Here is a 19,078-nt window from a genome sequence, read left to right as displayed (position 1 = left end):
AGAAAAGTGTTTAATTAGCTTTTAGCCAATTGCTAAGTGCTTTCAAGTGATTGTGCTGCGTTGGGCTTGTCGTAGTCCTGCTAATTCGACAATCTGAGAACAGTCACTAGAACCAATTAATCGCAAGTGAATACCGCGAATGCCTTCGATGGCTTGTATACCTTGAATTAACTCTAAAGTGACTTTAAGGCTTTCTGACTTGCGATCGCTGCTGCGAATGCGCTCAACTACATCATTTGGGATGATGAAACTTGGGATTGTTTGTAAAAACTCAAGTCCTTTCCAGCTACTAACAGGAAAAACTGCTCCAATAAAATGAACTCGTTTGTGCCATCCTCGTTTCACAACTTCTGCCATCCATTGCTGCATTGTGGTCAGATCGAAAGTTGCTTGTAGCTGAATATAGCGTGCACCACGATTAATCTTTGCCGCCAAAAGAGCCATGCTCTCATCTAATTTATCGGGCGCTGTGGAAGGAACTGCGATTGTACCTATATAAAAATCTGGAGCTGGCGCGATCGCATCTCCATTAAACATTTTGCCGTACGTTGTTAGGTTGTGAGTTGCGGCGATCGCATCAATTGCAGAGATGTCATTTACCTCCTTAGCATCTGGATCGCTACCAATTGAACAGGGATAACCCCCTAAAATCATGACATTACGAATTCCTAGTGCTGCTAGTCCTAATAAGTCACTCTGCAAAGCAATCCGGTTTTTGTGACGTAGTGTTAATTGCACAACAGGTTCAATTCCTATTTGCTGGATTAAGTGTGCGGCTACAACATTAGATAACCGTGCTTGTGAAAGCGCATTGTCATTTATGTGTACTACATCTACGTAGGCAGCAATCTTTTCCGCTTTGCTAATCAATGGCTTTATCTTGTAGTGTCGCGGCGGTGTTAATTCAGCTGACACAACAAAATGACCAGCATTTAACAATGTTTGTAACCTATTTGCAGCAATCATTGATTAAATTTAATGCTTGAATACCAACAAGTCACGAGAGATATATCACCTGTTCAACAGGTATTTAGATATTTCTAAATTAGCTCTTGCTCTAATACTAAAATTACTTAATTGAAGTATTCTCAAGTAATTAAAATATTTTAGTTTATTGTTTTGTCAGTTATGGCTAAGTGTTTTTGATGATACTATCTTATATGGCAATGAGAATTTGAGTTTACAGTTAATTACTCCTACTTAATGTTTTTAATAAAATCAAATTCTTTAGTAATACACAAAGCTACAACTTAAGAATTCTAACCCTTAAAACTAAAATCAAGTATCCTCATTTTTAAAAGAATAAGAATGACTCACAAGTATTGAGATTCTTAACTCAATAAGGAAAAAACTTGGCTGCTTCATAACAGTTTATTTGAAAATTTCACCATCTATAACTAGATAAAAAATTCATTAAATTTTTTCCATCAAGGTTGACACAAGAAGCAACATGCAAATGATGCTTTATATTTTTGCATATCTGACAAATTAATCAAGCCCAGTAAGGGTTTAAAGATGTGTATTTTATGTGTTTTTTTTGTATACAGTTTAGTTTGAGTGGTTTTTTCTATAATCTGTTATTTTTAATACAATTTTTGTTTTTTTTATACGAAAAATTTGTTTTTTACACTACAAATATCTTTTACATATTAATCCTCCGTAAGGAAGAGGAAAAAAAATGTTAAAGTAGGAAAAATATTATAAATTCAACCCTCAAGCTTTATGTAAACAATAAATAGTAGCTTTGTAAAATTAATAATTTGAGAGCTAGATAATAGCGAGTATCTGGTGTAAAAAATTACCAAGAATAGTTTAGCTCATTTGTTATGAATAGCTTGACTTATTAGATGAGCTTATTCTATATATATTTTGGGGCATATGTAAGGTTGGATAAGCACGAAAAAATATTGATTGTTGTGGTGAATACAGACTGAATTAATTAGATTATTCTATAATCACAAAAAATTAGCTAATGTGAGTGATCTTCCCAAGCTAGTTTCCTGACTTTTTGAGTTAGCTCTAAATACTGTTAGACAAGTTCTATTCATTACAAACAGACATGAAAGTACAGGCAGGGCGATCGCTAAAAGCATCACCAGAAGGACTCAACCGTGCTAATCGGGCTATGTTGATGTTTGCAACTAAACTTGACTTGGCAGATGAGTTAGAAGTCTCTCGCTCGACAGTACAAAAGTTTTTTGCTGGCAAACCAGTAGGGCGGGAAAATTTTCATAAAATCTGTCAAAGATTAGAATTACCTTGGCAAGATGTTGCTGAACTAGAAAATTGGGAGGAAGAAACTGCTGACTTAATTGAGGAAGTTGAACTTGTTCAGTTAGGGTTAGCTCACTTCAATAGTAAGTGTGACCTAGACGTATTAGTACAAGACATACGCGATAAAGTGCGCACTACCATACAACAAAGGTGTGGGCTAATGCGGGTACTAGATATGTCCCAGCCCATCGAATTAAATAACATTTATACTAAGGTAAACCTACTCAAAAAAATTACAGGACGACGCCGATTAGAACTCACTGATTTGCTCAAAGTTTGCGCACCAGACGAATTTGAGCGTCCTAACTTTGGGGAAGTTACTCAAAGCTCAATATCTGGTTTAGAAGCACTGCAAGAGTACACCAAGTTAGTCGTATTGGGTAAACCAGGCGCAGGTAAAACTACTTTTCTAAAACATATTGCCTTGCAGTGTATTAATGGCAAGCTAAAAGATAACCGAGTACCAATATTAATCGCGCTCAAAGACTTTGCTGAAGCACCAGAACAGCCAAATCTGCTTGAGTACATAGCACAGCAGTTGACAACTTGCGGAGTGACGGATTCTACAGTCATTGCACAAATATTAAGTCATGGTAGGGCGCTAGTCTTACTTGATGGACTCGATGAAGTACAGGGAAAAAATTGCTATCGCGTTGTTCAGGAGATCCGAAGTTTTTCAGCTAAGTTTCTTCATAGCCATTTTGTACTTACCTGTAGAATTGCAACACGCGAATATACCTTTGAAGAGTTTACTGAGGTAGAAATTGCTGATTTTGATGCCGATCAGATAACTAGTTTTGCTTATAATTGGTTTGCTTCTCAAGAAGAGAGTCGAAGTTTTCTGCAGAAACTCCAGCAAAACTCTACAATTCGCGAACTAGCTACTAATCCGTTATTACTGACACTGATATGTCTAGTCTTTGCAGAAACAGCTAGTTTTCCCATAAATCGCACCCAATTTTACAAAGAAGGAATAAATTTACTACTAAAAAAATGGGATGCTAAGCGTAATATTGAACGCGAGCAGGTTTACAAAAACTTGTCAGTTAGACACAAGGAAGATCTATTAAGCCAGATTGCTTTACAGACATTTGAGCAAGGTGAATACTTCTTTAGACAGCAGCAACTAGAACAATACATTGCTGATTATATCCGTAGCTTGCCTAGTGTTGTGACAGCTACTCAACCGTTGCAACTCGATAGTGAGATCGTGCTCAAATCAATCGAAGCTCAACATGGCTTGTTAGTCGAGCGTGCTAGAGGAATTTATTCGTTTTCCCACTTGACATTTCATGAATATTTCACTGCACGAACAATTGTTGATAATTCTGATGTTCAAGCTTTAAATCAAAGTTTACAACAACTAGTTAGTCATGTCACGGAGAAACGCTGGCGGGAAGTATTTTTATTCAGCGTTAGTATGTTACAAAATGCTGACTACCTGCTTCAGTCAATGAAGCAACACGTCGATCAAATCCTTGTTGCAGATGAGCGATTACAAGAGTTTCTCACCTGGATTAGTCAAAAAGCCCGTAGTATGTATCTACAGAAGTCGGTACTTGTGAGAGCTTTTTATTTTGACCTTGACTTAGCGCGTACCTCTAATTTACTTAGTAGTACTTTAGATTTAGCGCGTGCACTTGAGCCGACAATGACTCGAAAAATTAATGATGAGCTGGCGCTTGATCTTGCACTTGATCGTACGCTTGCGCTTAACTACGTGATTAAAGACACTCCAAAATGTATTTTGACTTTTAAGCGCGTTCTTGAACGAGCAATTACCCGTGCTAGTGTTGTTGATTCCAATCTAGAGCAAGAATTGCAACAACTTAAACAAGTATTCAGTTCACTTCAGGACAGTGAATTTGACCTGTGGTGGAAAGCTAACGGTGATACTTGGATGGAACAGTTAAAGCTAGTATCGATTTCCTATCGCAATTTTGGCTACAATTGGCAGTTTAATACTCAGCAGATGGAAAAACTTAAACAGTACTACGATACCAATCAATTATTGATAGATTGCCTGAACAATAGCTGTTATGTCAGTAATAGAGTGCAGCAGGAAATTCAAGATACTTTGTTACTGCCACTTGCCGAACTTCAATCATTGTCAACTTGGTACGATGCTTGTCAAGCAAGCTAAATAATATTAAGTAGGAAATATAACTAATGGTAGAAAACGAGTTGATGAATCTTGCTCGCAACCAAGAGTATGAAAAGATTCTTAATCAGTATCAAGACTATGCGATCGCTTCTATTGCTGAAGTTGCAGATTTCTTACGCGCGGAAGATGTGTACAAAGTAACGACAAAATTATATCAACACTTACTAAAACATAAAGAGACACCAGACTTTCACTATGGAATCGGTCAATGTTATGGCAAAACTTACAATTACGAAACTTCGCTTTATCATCTTGAACAAGCGTTTATCACAAATAGAAACGAGGGAGCAAATTATTACGCCTACATTCTAGAACGAAATTTTCTGATGGATCGTGCTTATGAGTGGTATCACAAAGCTTTAAAGAATGGCTATGACGATGACTTATGGACTCTCTCACATTATGCTTACTTTCTAGAAAAGTACAACCGCCTAGAAGAAGCAGAACAAGTTTACAATGATGTTCTTACCAAAAATCCTGCTTACACTTGGGCAATAAAAAGGTATGCAGTTTTCTTACTGAAACAGAATGACTCTAATCGTTCTGTGCAGGTTATGCAAGATGCATTGCAAAAATTCCCTAACAACCCTTTTGTAAAACTCAACTATTTAGAATATCTCATCATCAGAGGAATGCTAGAAGAATATGATGAGTATTCTCAAAGTTTAGGTTATGACAAACTAGTATTGCCATTTCAAATACTAATCGATCTATTTGACTATTTTTGCTATTTTCTACTCCAGGGCAAAACAGATATTATGAGGGTGAAGTTCTATAAAGAGAAAATCAAAAAGTTTAAGGATGGAATTCATCGAGATTTTGATGATTTAACTGACATTCTTGCAACTAATAATGGCGATCTAGTTGAGTGGAAACGTTTACTTGAGGCGTTATTAGTTTAGTTCGCTAATAGCCTTGATTTTGATTGAAGGGCATCTGGGAGCCATGTAGGAGGTTTTTTGAAGCTACTGAATTACTATGAAAAAGCGGAATAAGCAAGTATTTCGAGTAGATCGAGAGCATCGTAAGCGTTGCGGACACTATATTCCACCCGATAAGCAGACTCAGTTTTTAGCAGCATTTTACTTATTTGAAAAGCGCTTAGAAACTATTCTTGATTGGCTCAAAAACTTAGCCTTTATAGAAATTATTCAACTCATCGGAAATTTATCAATTCTTTCTGCTGTGATTTTTGTTGTTTTTAATGAGCGCCAACAGCGCAATACAGAAATTTATCAAGCATGGCAAGTGATTACCGCAGCATACGATCAATCTGGAAGTGGTGGGCGCATTGAAGCACTTGAGTTTTTAAATAGTACACCTAGAAGAATTCCTTGGTTTTGGTTAGAGTGGGAGCAACAAAGTTTAGCAGGTTTAGCAGCCCAAAAAGCTTATTTGGTAAATATTCAACTCTCTGATGCAATTTTGATTAATGCCAATTTACAGCAAGCTATTCTCGCAAAAGCAAACTTGCAACAGGCTACCTTATTCAAAGCTAATCTCCAAGAGTCTATTTTAGAAGAAGCTAATTTACAGAAGACTAACCTAGCAGGAGCTAATCTACAAAATGCTGATTTGGCAGGAGCTAATTTGCAAGAAACGGTTTTAGCAGGAGCTAACTTATATCAAGCCAACATTCAAGTAGTTGATTTGCAAAGAGCAAAATATACAGATAAGAATACTACATCAGAACTTTGTCACCAATATTTTTTGAGGTATCCTTGTCCTACCATCTTTCCTAGTAATTTTAATCCTCAAGTAGCAGGAATGGTTTTGTTAAAGTAGAAATTTTATTCTAATTGCGATCGCGCTCTTTAACCTTTACCACGATGTCTTGCCTTCGCTTTTTGCTGTGCAATTAGGCGCTTTTGCTCTTTTTCAGCTTCTTTCTGGGCTTTAGAGGTCACTTTCTTTTCTTTTTTTCGAGTTTCTAGCTCTTGTTGAATTACTTCTTGTGCCATTGTAGACACTCCTCTAATAGATTCTTTGGCAACTTCTCTTGCAAGCCTTTTAGGATTAACTCTTTTCTCTTCAGCTATATTTATCTCTATTGAAGAGGTCGTGTTTTCTAATATTTTTAATGCTGAATGAATTACAAAATTCAAGACTTCAGGATCTTTAGGTTCTGAACCAAATATATGTTTTCCTGCTTTAAAACAACCTTCGTAGTTTACTTCAACTATTCCTTCCCAGAATTGACCGTTAAATAGAATTGTCAGTTTCAATTCTCACTCCAATCATCATGATAAAAACTTAAATTATTTGCGAAGAAATAATATTGCATCACACATCATCAAGGGGATGCATGAAAATATTTTTATGCTTAATACATTGTTGAATCAATAGTTATTTGACTTTTCAACAGCATGATTTATAGGAATTTTAGCAATGTCATATCACTAGATATATTAATATTCAACTTTTTTAAAGTAGTGATTGACTAAAAACAAATATTGCACATATCTACACCAAAAGTCTGACATAAAAAATACGTTCATTTTGGTTTTTAGTTCTATGATTTAGTGAACTTAAGTAGAAAATTGTACATATATTACTCAAATATTTTTCTAGCTGGATCAGCTTCTGCTCAAAAATAGTTTACGAACTTATCTATCTTTTTATGTACACGATTCCGGTCAAATGAAGAATCTATAAATTATACAAATTAAGCCTCAAAATGAAAAAAGTAACGGTGATTATTCCGGTGTACAAAGTAGAGAAGTATATAGGTGCAGCAGTAGCATCAGTACTAGCACAGACATATCAAAACTGGGAACTGTTGATCGTGGATGATGGCTCACCGGATGCAAGTGTGACAATTTGTCAGCAGTTTGACGATGCCAGAATAAAAATTATTCAACAGTCAAACAGTGGTGTATCCGCAGCACGCAATACGGGAATTCGTCATGCCCAAGGTGAATATATAGCATTTTTAGATGGCGACGACTTATGGCTACCACAAAAGCTGGAAAAACATCTGGCGCATCTAGAATCTTCTTTTCGTGTGGGTGTCAGCTTTAGCCGTTCCGCTTTTATTGATGAATCAGGAAGTTCTTTAGGGATTTACCAGCTATCCCAACTAAAGGCGATCGCACCATCGTACATACTTTACCGCAATCCAATCGGCAATGGCTCGGCTCCAGTCATTCGACGCGAGGTTTTAGAGGCAATTAAATACACACATAATCGAAACGACTGTTATTTTGATGAGCAGCTACATCATATTGAGGACGTTGAATGTTGGCTGCGTATTGCACTGCAAACTTCTTGGCAAATCGAGGGAATTCCTGACGCCCTCACACTATATCGTGTCAATTCAAAGGGAGCTTCCACAAACGGATTGCAACAGTTAGAGTCATTAGAAAAGGTACTAGCAAAAACGCGAAGCTACGCCCCCGAATTGATTGCACAATGGGAACGTCCCGCGAAAGCTTATCAGTTAAGGTTTTTAGCTCGTAGAGCAATACGCATCCAAGCTACCTCAAAAGCTATACAACTTGTCCATCGAGCTTTGGCGACTCATTGGCAGATCTTGTGGGAAGAACCACGCCGAACATTTCTAACCTTAGCTGCTGCTTACTCACTTTGGCTTCTACCTAACTCAATCCACAAAAAGATGGAAGCAGTTGCTCTCAAAATAACAGGAAATAGTCAAAAACGCCGCATTCTTCAAGAACAATCTAGGCAATTGGTATAAACCACATTACGACAAAGTCACACCTCAAAATGAAAAAAGTAACGGTGATTATTCCGGTGTACAAAGTAGAGAAGTATATAGGTGCAGCAGTAGCATCAGTACTAGCACAGACATATCAAAACTGGGAACTGTTGATCGTGGATGATGGCTCACCGGATGCAAGTGTGACAATTTGTCAGCAGTTTGACGATGCCAGAATAAAAATTATTCAACAGTCAAACAGTGGTGTATCCGCAGCACGCAATACGGGAATTCGTCATGCCCAAGGTGAATATATAGCATTTTTAGATGGCGACGACTTATGGCTACCACAAAAGCTGGAAAAACATCTGGCGCATCTAGAATCTTCTTTTCGTGTGGGTGTCAGCTTTAGCCGTTCCGCTTTTATTGATGAATCAGGCAAGTTGCTTGGGACATTTATGATGCCTAAACTTAAAGATATTACTCCGTCATATCTCCTGATTGATAGTGTCGTTGGGAACGGTTCTGCGGCTGTGATCCGGCGAGAAGTTATAAAAGATAGTGCGATGCAGGATTGTTGTTTCGACGAGCAATTGCATCATGCTGAGGATCTGGAATATTGGCTGCGTATTGCAATTCAAACTTCTTGGCAAATTGAGGGAATTTCTGATGCCCTTACATTGTATCGAGTCAATCCTCAAGGAGCTTCAAAAAATTTACTCAAGCAGCTAGAGTCTTTTGAGAAGGTATTAGCAAAGACCCGAACCTATGCACCTGAACTAATTGCACAGTGCGAACGTCCCGCTAAGGCTTATCAACTCAAGTCGCTGGCGCGTAGTGCGATTCGACTACAAGCAGGCTTTGTAGCTGTCAAGTTAATGCATCAAGCTTTGGCGACTCATTGGAGCATTTTGAAAGAACCGCGTCGTACGCTAATGACTGTAGTTGCTGCGTACTTACTTTGGTTTTTACCAGAATCTTTTTATCGCCGGATTGAGACTACTGCTTTAAAAGCCATAGGGGCTGTACAAAAGTACCGCATTTTGCAAGCCAGACAATCAGGATGAATCCCATGAAGTATGCTAACCGCCCTTGTTCTCGGTCTCGTTTTATCCGGTTTGGGCTACTGGTACTGTCTTCTGGATTGACAACAATGATATGCGATCGCCTCCAAGCGGCACAACCTACAACAGTTAAAACCAGCCGATTACAGACTTTAGCCAAAGGTTTCAACCTCGCACACTGGCAACGACACAGCCTCTTAGATGGATACTATACTGAGGCAAAATTGCAGCAGTACAAGCATTTAGGGCTAACTTACACCCGCCTACCAGTTGTTTTATCAACATTTTTTAATGACAACAACCCTGGTGTTTTAAAAACTGACTCACTAGCGGCACTTGATGCGATCGTGCGTCTTCATATCAAAACAGGGCTAGGAATTATATTGTCGCCGTTCAATCATCCTAAATCGTTGTATTCTGATCCTGCTGTACTGGCTAAATTTGTCGCATTCTTCAACGCTTTTGCGGCTCACATGAACCGCACCGATCCCGAGAAAGTGTTTTTGGAAGTAATGAATGAACCGAATGCAGAAACACCTCAAGCCTGGGATCGAGTGCAAACTGAGTTAGTTAAAGCTATTCGCTCGGGCGCACCAGATCATACAATTATTGCAAGTTCCAATGTCAGTGCTACTACAAATGATTGGAACAACGCGCGATCGCTACCGATGACTCGCATTGTTGCAGATAAGAACGTAGTGTACAACTTTCACTTCTACGAGCCATTTGTTTTCACCCATCAAGGTGCTTCCTGGGGATGGCGTGCTACACAGTTTATGAAGAACATCCCCTATCCTGCAACTCTTGCCAAAGTTGATCCCCTACTCAATGCAATTCAGGATACCGAGGCAAAAAAGGCTATAGAGCATTATGCTCAACAACAGTGGGATCGAGGTCGGCTGATAAGTCTCTTATCTCCTATTGCAAACTGGGCAAGAACGAACAAAGTAGCAGTTTTGTGTAACGAATTCGGTGCAATTCCCTGGACAGTTCCTCGAAGTTCACTGCTGCACTATCTTAAAGATGTTAGACAAGTGCTAGAGTCTTTGGAGATTGGCTGGGGACAATGGTTTGAGTTAGATGTTCGCGATGAGGAATTGATGCAAGCACTTGGGTTGGAATCAATTCGGGATATTCGTAGTTCGTCATCAAAGTTGCACACATATCACACGTAAAATACACATATCTGCTTAGTTATTTGGATGCAGTTGTAGTTATTTTATGAAAGACTTTTAGCAGCTAGATAAACAGCTTTCCCCTGCAACTGTCAACTCAGAATTATTACGAGCTTGAATAATGTTATTAAACAAATAAAGTCTAAGCAGTACGTGAAATTATTATTCTTATTCTGACTTCGGTGTGTTTTGTCACATTTTTTTGAGTACCTCCGACGTCAATCGAAGAGCTATGAATTTTAAACTTTTAACCACATAACGAACGAAATGTCTCGATATAAGTTTACCCAAATTAGTCAAGTTAGTGCTTCCCATGCTGTATTTAGAGGCGCTACTATCAATGACCAAGGAACCGTAATTTTTGAAGGCTTTGGTAACGAAGCTTATCCGCCGAGTGGAATTTTTGCTAGTAAAGGAGAGGAGAATGCAACAGTTGTTGATGGCAGCCCTTTCACTCATATTTTCTTCAGTTCTAATATCAATAACAACAACACTAAGTCATTTATCGGTGTTTTTTATAGTCCAGATTTCGTAGAATCTTATAGAGGTGTTTTTGTCAAGAAGAATGGGGAAGTTAGTACTATTGTTGATAGCAATAGCGAATTTGGTTACTTTAGCCACGCCAAGATGAACAACAAAGGTACAATAGTTTTTAATGCCCTTTTGGATACAGCAGAATCTGGGATTTTTGTAAGTAAAGATGGCAAAGTTACAAATATTGCTTCAAGTAGCGATCGCTTTAGTAATTTCAATGTCGGTTTTAGAACTGTAGGAACTGATGGTCCTGCTAGCGCTTTTAGCGTACCATCTATTAATGATGCTGACACAGTTGCCTTTCACGCTACCTTGGATACAGGAGCAACTGGTATCTTTCTCGGTAGAGGTAAAGGAACTATTACAGTTGCTGATAGTACTGGTAGATTTAGATCTTTCAGTTCACCATCAATTAATAACAATGGAACTGTTGCTTTTTTAGCTCAATTGAATGATGGCAAGCACGGTATCTTTAAAAAGAGACGCGATCAAGAAATAGAGACATTTGTTGACGATAGTAGTCCTTTTAGCTTTTTTCAATCGAATCCTGCACTTAATGACCAAGGTCAAATTGCCTTTTTAGCTTATCTTGACGCAGGAGGTGGTAGTGGTATTTATACAGGAAAAAACCCGAATACTAATAAAGTTATTGCGGTTGGCGATCCTCTTGCTGGTTCTAAAGTGGTAGATTTGATTATTGGAGGAAACAGTTTGAATAATGCTGGTCAAGTTACCTTTGAAGCAATCTTAGAAAATGGTAGTATTGCAGTTTTTCGTGCTGATCCAGTGACTCAATCTCATAGCGGTACACTCTCTCTTGTATCTGTCAGCATTTTCGCTATGGTTGGTTTGTGTTGGCGTAAATGGCATAATTCAGTTGGTAAGTAGAATTGTGGGCAAGCATTCTTGCCCATTTATACACACAAAAAAAACACAAGTTACACACTTTTACACAGTTGTTGAGAGTAGTTTAAAGACAAATTGTGTCATACTAATTTGTAATGTAGATTCGTAGTTGCTACTTCGTAGATGTGTATAAAGGCTTAAAGTAAAATGTAACGCATGATGTGGTTACGAATCGTTTAGAGCTTGAAATCTCAATTAATAACTACAGATAGATCTTGGGAATTATAGCTTGATAAAAGGTGTGGGGTACTTGATCGAATTATCATATCTAGGTTTTTCCCGACTTCAATAACTATTGCCCAAAATTCTCTGCTGTACAGTGCCTATATCTGTTCGCATTACAGCAGGATCATGCAGATATATGAGCAAGATACTATGTCAAGCGTCACAGAGAAGCCAAGGTCAGTTGAGCAGCCGCATTCAAATTCAAAAGGTAAGTGGCGTGTTTCTCTAGCCCTTGCGACAAGTGTTGTTATCGGAACAGTTGCTTTAATAAGATTTTATCAGGTTCCAAATCAAAATACCCCTACAACAGTCACTCCGACGACACCAATTACTCAATCTATTGTTGCTTTAGGGCGTTTAGAACCGCAGGGAGAAGTCATAACACTGTCTCCACCAAGTTCAGCACAAGGCGCAAGGGTTGAGCAGATCTTAGTAAAAGAGGGCGATTGGGTTAAAGCAGGTGAAACAGTTGCGGTTCTAGACACTCATACTCGTCTTGCAGCTGCGCTAGAAAATGCTCAAGCCGATGTTCAAGTTGCGCGGGCGGCGTTAGCAAAAATCCAGGCGGGAGCGCAAACAGGAGAAATCGAAGCTCAAAAAGCTGCGATCGCACGTCTCGAAGCTGAATTAGAAGGACAACAAGAAACTTTGCAAGCAACAGTTGCTCGTCAAGTAGCAGCGCTGCGCAATGCCCAAAGTGACTACGAACGCTACCAGCAATTGTATCAAGAGGGTGCCATTTCTACTCAAGAACTTGAGACGAGACGCTTAAATGCAGAAACTGCACAACAGCAAGTGAATGAAAGCCAAGCAAGTCGTAACGAAACAATTGTAACTCTGCAACGACAAATTGATGAAGCGCGAGCCAATCTCAACCGCATTACAGAAGTACGCCCAACTGATGTGCGCGAAGCCCAAGCCCAAGTAAATCGTATGGTTGCTGCTGTTAAATTAACTCAAGCAGATTTAGCGTTGAGCTATATTAAAGCTCCAATTGATGGTGAAATCATTAAACTTCACACTCGTTCTGGAGAAACAATTAGCACAAATGGAATTGCTGAACTGGCTCGTACCGATCAAATGGTTGTCATTGCAGAAGTTCTTGAAGAAGATATTAGCAAAGTGCGTCCTGGTCAAGCAGTAAGTGTTACTAGTGAAAACCGCGCTTTTACTGAAAAAATTAAGGGAACTGTAGCTCAAGTTGGCAGACAAATTGGTAAACAAAATATTCTAGATAGCGATCCTGCTGCGGATGTTGATGCCAGAGTAGTAGAAGTGAGAATTAGTTTACCCACAACGGCTAGCGAATTAGTTTCTGGTTTTACTTACGCCAAAGTGGTTGTAGAAATTAATGTTTAAATCGAACAATACTTATTTAATGCCAAGAAAATGATTCGTAAAATTCCTTTGGCATGGTTACAACTCACGCGTGAAAAAACACGGTTAATCGTAGCATTAGCTGGAATTGCTTTTGCCAATATTTTAATGTTTATGCAATTAGGTTTTCGAGAAGCACTGTTTGATGGTAATGTTCAGTTTCACCAAAGCTTGAATGGCGAAATTGTTGTCATCAATCCTCAATCGGATGCGTTACTTTCTCTGAAAACTTTTTCCCAGCGGCGTTTGTACCAAGTTTTAGCACTTGAGGAAGTGGAATCCGTTCATCCTATTTATATAGGTTTTACTTCATGGAGAAACCCTCAAACACGCAAGCTGCGTAGTATTCAAGTCATTGGATTTGACCCAGATGCTTCTATCGTTAACTTACCAGGAGTCCAACAAAACCTCGATAAAATTAAGCAACCAGATGTTTTTTTGTTCGACCAAGGTTCGCGTCAAGAGTTCGGTACAATCGCCGCTGATTTTCTGCAAGGGAAGGCGATCGCAACTGAAGTAGGAGGTCGCACAATTAAAATTGGTGGATTGTTTCAGTTAGGAACATCATTTGGTGCTGATGGTAATTTGATGACAAGCGATTTGAATTTTTTTCGATTATTTAATCAAGATGGACGGAACTTCGGACTCATTGATATAGGTTTAGTTAAACTTAAACCAGGAGCAAGCACTGAGGTTGTTCTTGAAAAACTACGCAGTTCGATAACCCAGAAAGATATTAGATTACTATCGAAACAAGAGTTTATTGATTTTGAAAAATCTTATTGGGCAAGTAGTACGGCAATTGGCTTTATCTTTACTCTGGGAACAATCATGGCGTTTGTTGTGGGAACTGTGATTGTTTATCAAATATTGTACAGTGAAATTGCCGATCATTTACCAGAATATGCAACACTCAAAGCAATAGGTTATACTCAAATCTACTTATTAATTGTTATTTTTCAACAAGCCTTAATATTAGCCATTTTAGGCTATATGCCTGGATTTGCTTTCGCAACTTTTCAATATAGCATAGTACAAAAAGAAACGCTTTTGCCAATTACAATGACGATAGGTCGAGCACTATTGGTATTACTTTTGACCGTTTTAATGTGCTGCATATCGGGTGCGATCGCCATACGTAAACTAAGTGCTGCTGACCCAGCAGATATCTTTAATTAAGCAACAGTATATGCAAAAACCAGCACTTAAAATTCAATCTCTCAATCATTACTATGGTAGAGGTGTTTTACAAAAGCAAACTTTACTAGATATTAATTTGGAAATTGGTGTAGGAGAGTTTGTCATTATTACAGGGCAATCAGGCTCAGGAAAAACAACGCTACTAAGTTTGATTGGTGGTTTAAGATCTGTACAAACAGGAAGTATCCAGTTTCTTGGTCAGGAATTATCTGGTACTAGTCAGAAAAGATTAGTTCAACTGCGGCGTCAAATTGGCTATATTTTTCAATCGCACAACCTGCTAGGCTTTCTCACTGCTCAACAAAATGTTCAAATGGCAGCGCAGGTCAATGATAACATCTCGATGCAAGCTGCCCGTGCGCGATCGCAAACGATGCTACAGGCAGTTGGTTTAGGCGATCGCCTAAATTACTATCCGGAAAACCTCTCAGGCGGGCAAAAACAACGCATTGCAATTGCTAGGGCTTTAGTAAATCAACCCAAACTTGTGTTAGCTGACGAACCTACAGCATCATTAGATAGTACATCTGGGCGTGCTGTCGTCGAGTTAATGCAGCATCTTGCTCAAGAACAGATGTGTACGATCGTGATGGTGACACACGATAATCGCATCTTAGACGTTGCAGATCGCATTATTCATATGGAAGATGGTCGCTTAAGCTACAACAATAGCCTTACACCAGCACGCCTATCGAGGCAATTTGAGAGTAACACCTAACAAACAAAAAGTTACACATAAGTTGTACAGGATCTACTCTTTTCTAAAACTTACTTATCGCATTTATGTGAGAAACTATTTACTAAATTACTAAAAGTAAGTATTTTCTAATGTTTTTATCCTTCTAAACTGCTATCTTGAAAAACTCAATAACGTAATAAATCTAGGTTTTTGTAGTTTTGATTCCTTTAAAAAGTTGGTATTTTTAGTCAAAGCTTTAAATTTCTCTAAAAAATAGTTCTACACGGAATTAGATTGCTCTTTTGTCTAATGCCAATTTTTCAAGCTTGAGCAAAAAATTCTACTTTCCAGGAAATAAATTCCGTCTTACCTAACTACAAGCTGCATAAATAATGTACGGCAAAAAATATGAACACAGTAGTGGAACAACACGTTAGAAATCGCCAATCATCTAACAAACAAGATAATAAACTTTATCCTGCATTGCGCAAAGCAGCTTGGCATGAAGTTCATTCTCAACGGCAAGGAAGATTCATAGCAGATGTTCGTATTCGCGGAATTATGCGTATATATTCACAAAAGCGTAATGACGAACAGCCTATATCGATACTCGCTGACTACCCTGTTATAGGTAATAACATTGTCGATGTAGTGCGTTACGCAGAACCAAAGCAGAGTGGCGAAAACGGACTAATTTGGATCAACAAAAAGCAGTACTTCAAGAACATACCATCACAAGTTTGGAACTATCAAATTTGTCAAAAATGGATCAAAGATCGTGAAGGTTCTTATCTCAGTAACAAAGATATTCGACAATATCAACGGATAGTAACCGCATTGAATGAAATGATTGAGTTAATGGCAGGAATTGAGGCAGTATTTCAGCTTGGCTCAAATAAAGAACAATTATTTATCGCCGCTCATCAGTAAGGCAAGGCTAAAGCATGGTTTCATCGCAACACAAACCCTCAGACGCTACAGCACCTCGTCCACTAGTTGCTCAAGGCGTACCACCGCAAGTAAAAATTCTTCAAATGATGAATGCTTATCGACTTGCACAGTCGATTTCTGTGGTGGCAAAGCTTGGTATTGCAGACTTGTTGACACAACCACAGAGTATTACAGAGTTAGCACAAACAACAGCAACTCACGAACAGTCACTTTATCGATTGTTGAGAGTACTTGCTAGTTTTGATATCTTCACTGAAGACGAGAGCGGTTTATTTCACTTGACCCCTAGAGGTGCGTTACTACAGAGTAACGTTTCCAATTCGCTACGAGATTATGCGATCGTTGTTGGTGAAATGTGGCACTGGCGGATGTGGGGAGGAATTCTTCACAGTTTTAAAACAGGTGAACCTGCCTTTGACCATCTTTTTGGAATGGAGTTTGAAGAATACTATCAGCAAAATCCTGAAGTTGCCAAAAATTTTGATGGAGCAATGGTCAGTGCTTTAGCGATGACTGACGTGGCAATTTTAGCTAACTATGACTTTGCCTCGTTTGAGTGCATCGTTGATATTGGAACAGGAGGTCAAGGAGATGGTAAACTCATTGCTTCCATATTAAAGAACAACTCATTGCAACGTGGAGTTTACTTCGACAGTCCAACTCGAATTGAACAGGTAAAACGGCTTGTTGAAGTAACAGGGCTGAGCGATCGCTGCGAAGTTGTCACAGGTGATGTCTTTGCATCTTTTCCTTCTGGTGGTAATGTTTACATTATTAAAAATTTAATTCACGATTATGATGACGATCGCGCGATCGCTATTTTAAAAAACTGCCGTCAGGCGATCGCAGAACATGGCAAACTGTTACTTATTGAGATAGTTATTCCTCCAGGTAACGAACCATCTTTAGGCAAAATTTTAGATGTAGAAGCACTGCTAATGAGTACGGGTGCAATCGAACGCACCGAAGAACAATATCGAGAAGTCCTCAGCGCATCTGGTTTCCAACTTACAAACGTTATCTCCTCAAAGTCTCCAATGAGCATTATTGAATCTATACCAGCTTGATTAAATAATTCATAATTTGTAATTATTTGTTCTTTGCAAAGTAACTTTCTCGAAAATGAATCATGAATTTTTTAGGAGTATTCATTCTCTAAAGTAACTACTTAGAAATTACTCAAGGAGTCAACATGACTACAATCGTCAACAACGAAGAACTCACCACAATATCTAAAGATACTGACTGCATCACTTTAATTAATGTATTTATTGTTGAGCCAGAAAACCAGCAATTACTCGTTGATTTATTAGTAAAAGCAACTGAAGAAGTCATGTGTAATCTTCCTGGTTTTATTGCGGCAAATATCCACAAAAGTTTAGACGGTAAAAGAGTAACAAACTACGCACAATGGCAAAGTATTGAGGACTTTCGCGGTATTTTTAATAATCCTGAAGCTGTGGCACATATGCCTGCAATCGGTAAAATTGCACAATCCGATCCGACGCTTTACGAAGTTTGCTACACCAAACATTCTTAGCATTTTTCAAAACAATCAAGACATCAAAGAGTGAGCGAGAGTCAATAACTACACCTGTAAAGAATTAATAGTCAACGGAAAATCAACAATTAACTATTAACTGACATAAAAAATGTGGTACATAACTATGCCCACTTACCTTAAGAATTTCTGGTTGCCAAATGAGTAAAGAGGGATGATGTCTCAAGCAAATCTTCAACCAAAACCTAAAAAGCCTCCTATGGCGCTGATTCAAGCAATGATGAATGTTACCAGTTCATTGCAGAAATTTAGAGCCAAAATGATGCCACCCCAAGTGGCAATGGTGGAGATGATCAATGCTTACCAGGTTTCGCAAGCAATTTATGTTGCAGCACAACTAGGAATTGCTGACTTGCTTAAAGATGGCGCTAAAAGTAGTAAGGAACTAGCACACCTGACTAGAGTAGATGAACAGTCACTTTATCGATTATTGCGATCGCTTGCGAGTTTTGGAATATTTGCCGAAGACGAGGAAAAATGCTTTGACTTAACAGCTTTAGCTGTGACGTTACAAATAGATTCTCCTGAATCAGTACGTGCTTGGGCAATTATGTCAGGTGAAAAGTGGCACTGGAATTTGTGGAGTAACTTGATTGAAAGTGTCAAAACAGGTAAAACCGCTGTTGAATATACCTTTGGTAAGCCAAATATTTTTGAGTACTTTGTCCAAGATTCTCAAGCTGGCAATCATTTTGATGAGGCGATGACTAATTTAGCTTCGTTAAATAATAGCGCGATCGCCACTGGCTACGATTTTTCAGGAATCTCTAAATTAGTTGATATTGGTGGTGGTTATGGTAGTCATCTGACAACAATTCTTAAAACATATCCATCAATCAAAGGTGTTCTATTCGATCAGCCATCTGTCATTGCTGGTGCTAAAGAGTTTATTACAGAAAATGGACTAGCGGAGCGGTGTGAGTTAGTTGCTGGCGACTTTTTTCAGTCTGTACCGCCAGGCGGTGATGTTTACCTTCTTAAAACCGTTATTCATGACTGGGATGAACATAATGCAGTTAAGATTCTCAAAAACTGTCGTCGCGCCATGACAGAACACAGCAAGCTATTGCTTGTTGAAGCAGTAATTCCTCCTGGAAATACACCTTATTTCGGTAAACTTCTGGATTTAGAAATGTTAACAACTTCTGGTGGACGCGAACGTACAGAAGCAGAATATCGCACACTTTTTGATGCCGCAGGTTTCAAGCTGACAAAAGTCTTTGCCACAGCATCTCCTTGGAAAATCATTGAGGCTGTTGGTGTTAGTTGATCAGGGAAAACAATAGCAAGTTACATAGAAGAATCGTTCA

General features: G+C 38.6%; 16 protein-coding genes. 14 read left to right on the top strand and 2 right to left on the bottom strand.

What is annotated here, in order from left to right:
* Positions 1–42 precede the first annotated feature (42 nt).
* On the bottom strand, positions 43–966 hold the full coding sequence (locus tag CSQ79_RS15230) for a methylenetetrahydrofolate reductase (protein ID WP_099702023.1): 924 nt from the start codon (positions 964–966) through the stop codon (positions 43–45).
* Positions 967–2,059: 1,093 nt separating this feature from the next.
* Here CSQ79_RS15230 and CSQ79_RS15225 point away from each other — a divergent pair.
* The 3 genes from CSQ79_RS15225 to CSQ79_RS15215 all read left to right on the top strand — a co-directional run bounded on the left by CSQ79_RS15225 (position 2,060) and on the right by CSQ79_RS15215 (position 6,223).
* Entirely contained in the window at positions 2,060–4,417 is a 2,358-nt protein-coding gene (locus CSQ79_RS15225) for an NACHT domain-containing protein (protein WP_099702022.1), read from the top strand.
* Between the two features lie 26 nt (positions 4,418–4,443).
* Positions 4,444–5,340: a tetratricopeptide repeat protein gene (locus CSQ79_RS15220; RefSeq protein WP_099702021.1), complete on the top strand. Its 897-nt coding sequence runs from the start codon at positions 4,444–4,446 to the stop codon at positions 5,338–5,340.
* Positions 5,341–5,416: 76 nt separating this feature from the next.
* The gene (locus CSQ79_RS15215) at positions 5,417–6,223 is read left to right on the top strand and encodes a pentapeptide repeat-containing protein (protein WP_099702020.1); all 807 of its coding nucleotides are present in this window, start codon (positions 5,417–5,419) and stop codon (positions 6,221–6,223) included.
* Positions 6,224–6,252: 29 nt separating this feature from the next.
* Here the strand turns inward: CSQ79_RS15215 and CSQ79_RS15210 are convergent, their stop codons facing one another.
* Complete coding sequence (locus CSQ79_RS15210; RefSeq protein ID WP_099702019.1) at positions 6,253–6,663, bottom strand: YjdF family protein; 411 nt, start codon at positions 6,661–6,663, stop codon at positions 6,253–6,255.
* 452 nt (positions 6,664–7,115) lie between these two features.
* Here CSQ79_RS15210 and CSQ79_RS15205 point away from each other — a divergent pair, with 452 nt between their 5' ends.
* The 11 genes from CSQ79_RS15205 to CSQ79_RS15155 all read left to right on the top strand — a co-directional run bounded on the left by CSQ79_RS15205 (position 7,116) and on the right by CSQ79_RS15155 (position 19,038).
* Positions 7,116–8,135 carry a glycosyltransferase family 2 protein gene (locus CSQ79_RS15205; protein WP_099702018.1) on the top strand — a complete coding sequence of 340 codons (1,020 nt, stop codon included), beginning with the start codon at positions 7,116–7,118 and terminating at the stop codon, positions 8,133–8,135.
* A gap of 29 nt (positions 8,136–8,164) precedes the next feature.
* Complete coding sequence (locus CSQ79_RS15200; protein ID WP_099702017.1) at positions 8,165–9,163, top strand: glycosyltransferase family 2 protein; 999 nt, start codon at positions 8,165–8,167, stop codon at positions 9,161–9,163.
* Positions 9,164–9,168: 5 nt separating this feature from the next.
* The gene (locus tag CSQ79_RS15195; protein WP_099702210.1) at positions 9,169–10,335 is read left to right on the top strand and encodes a glycoside hydrolase family 5 protein; all 1,167 of its coding nucleotides are present in this window, start codon (positions 9,169–9,171) and stop codon (positions 10,333–10,335) included.
* 267 nt (positions 10,336–10,602) lie between these two features.
* Positions 10,603–11,757: a DUF7453 family protein gene (locus CSQ79_RS15190; protein ID WP_099702016.1), complete on the top strand. Its 1,155-nt coding sequence runs from the start codon at positions 10,603–10,605 to the stop codon at positions 11,755–11,757.
* 393 nt (positions 11,758–12,150) lie between these two features.
* Positions 12,151–13,359, top strand: coding sequence for an HlyD family efflux transporter periplasmic adaptor subunit (locus tag CSQ79_RS15185; RefSeq protein ID WP_099702015.1), 1,209 nt, complete (start codon positions 12,151–12,153; stop codon positions 13,357–13,359).
* 30 nt (positions 13,360–13,389) lie between these two features.
* A complete protein-coding gene (gene devC / locus CSQ79_RS15180) occupies positions 13,390–14,556 on the top strand; it encodes an ABC transporter permease DevC (protein ID WP_099702014.1) in 1,167 nt (388 codons plus the stop codon).
* A 10-nt stretch (positions 14,557–14,566) separates the two neighbouring features.
* Positions 14,567–15,295: a DevA family ABC transporter ATP-binding protein gene (locus CSQ79_RS15175; protein ID WP_099702013.1), complete on the top strand. Its 729-nt coding sequence runs from the start codon at positions 14,567–14,569 to the stop codon at positions 15,293–15,295.
* A gap of 369 nt (positions 15,296–15,664) precedes the next feature.
* Entirely contained in the window at positions 15,665–16,186 is a 522-nt protein-coding gene (locus CSQ79_RS15170; RefSeq protein ID WP_143755460.1) for a type ISP restriction/modification enzyme, read from the top strand.
* A 14-nt stretch (positions 16,187–16,200) separates the two neighbouring features.
* Entirely contained in the window at positions 16,201–17,274 is a 1,074-nt protein-coding gene (locus CSQ79_RS15165) for a methyltransferase (RefSeq protein WP_099702012.1), read from the top strand.
* A 125-nt stretch (positions 17,275–17,399) separates the two neighbouring features.
* Positions 17,400–17,747: an antibiotic biosynthesis monooxygenase family protein gene (locus CSQ79_RS15160; protein ID WP_099702011.1), complete on the top strand. Its 348-nt coding sequence runs from the start codon at positions 17,400–17,402 to the stop codon at positions 17,745–17,747.
* 175 nt (positions 17,748–17,922) lie between these two features.
* On the top strand, positions 17,923–19,038 hold the full coding sequence (locus tag CSQ79_RS15155) for a methyltransferase (RefSeq protein ID WP_289501164.1): 1,116 nt from the start codon (positions 17,923–17,925) through the stop codon (positions 19,036–19,038).
* Positions 19,039–19,078: the final 40 nt, after the last annotated feature.

This window comes from Gloeocapsopsis sp. IPPAS B-1203 (assembly GCF_002749975.1).
GTDB lineage: Bacteria > Cyanobacteriota > Cyanobacteriia > Cyanobacteriales > Chroococcidiopsidaceae > Gloeocapsopsis.
This window is presented reverse-complemented; position numbering and strand designations above follow the sequence as displayed.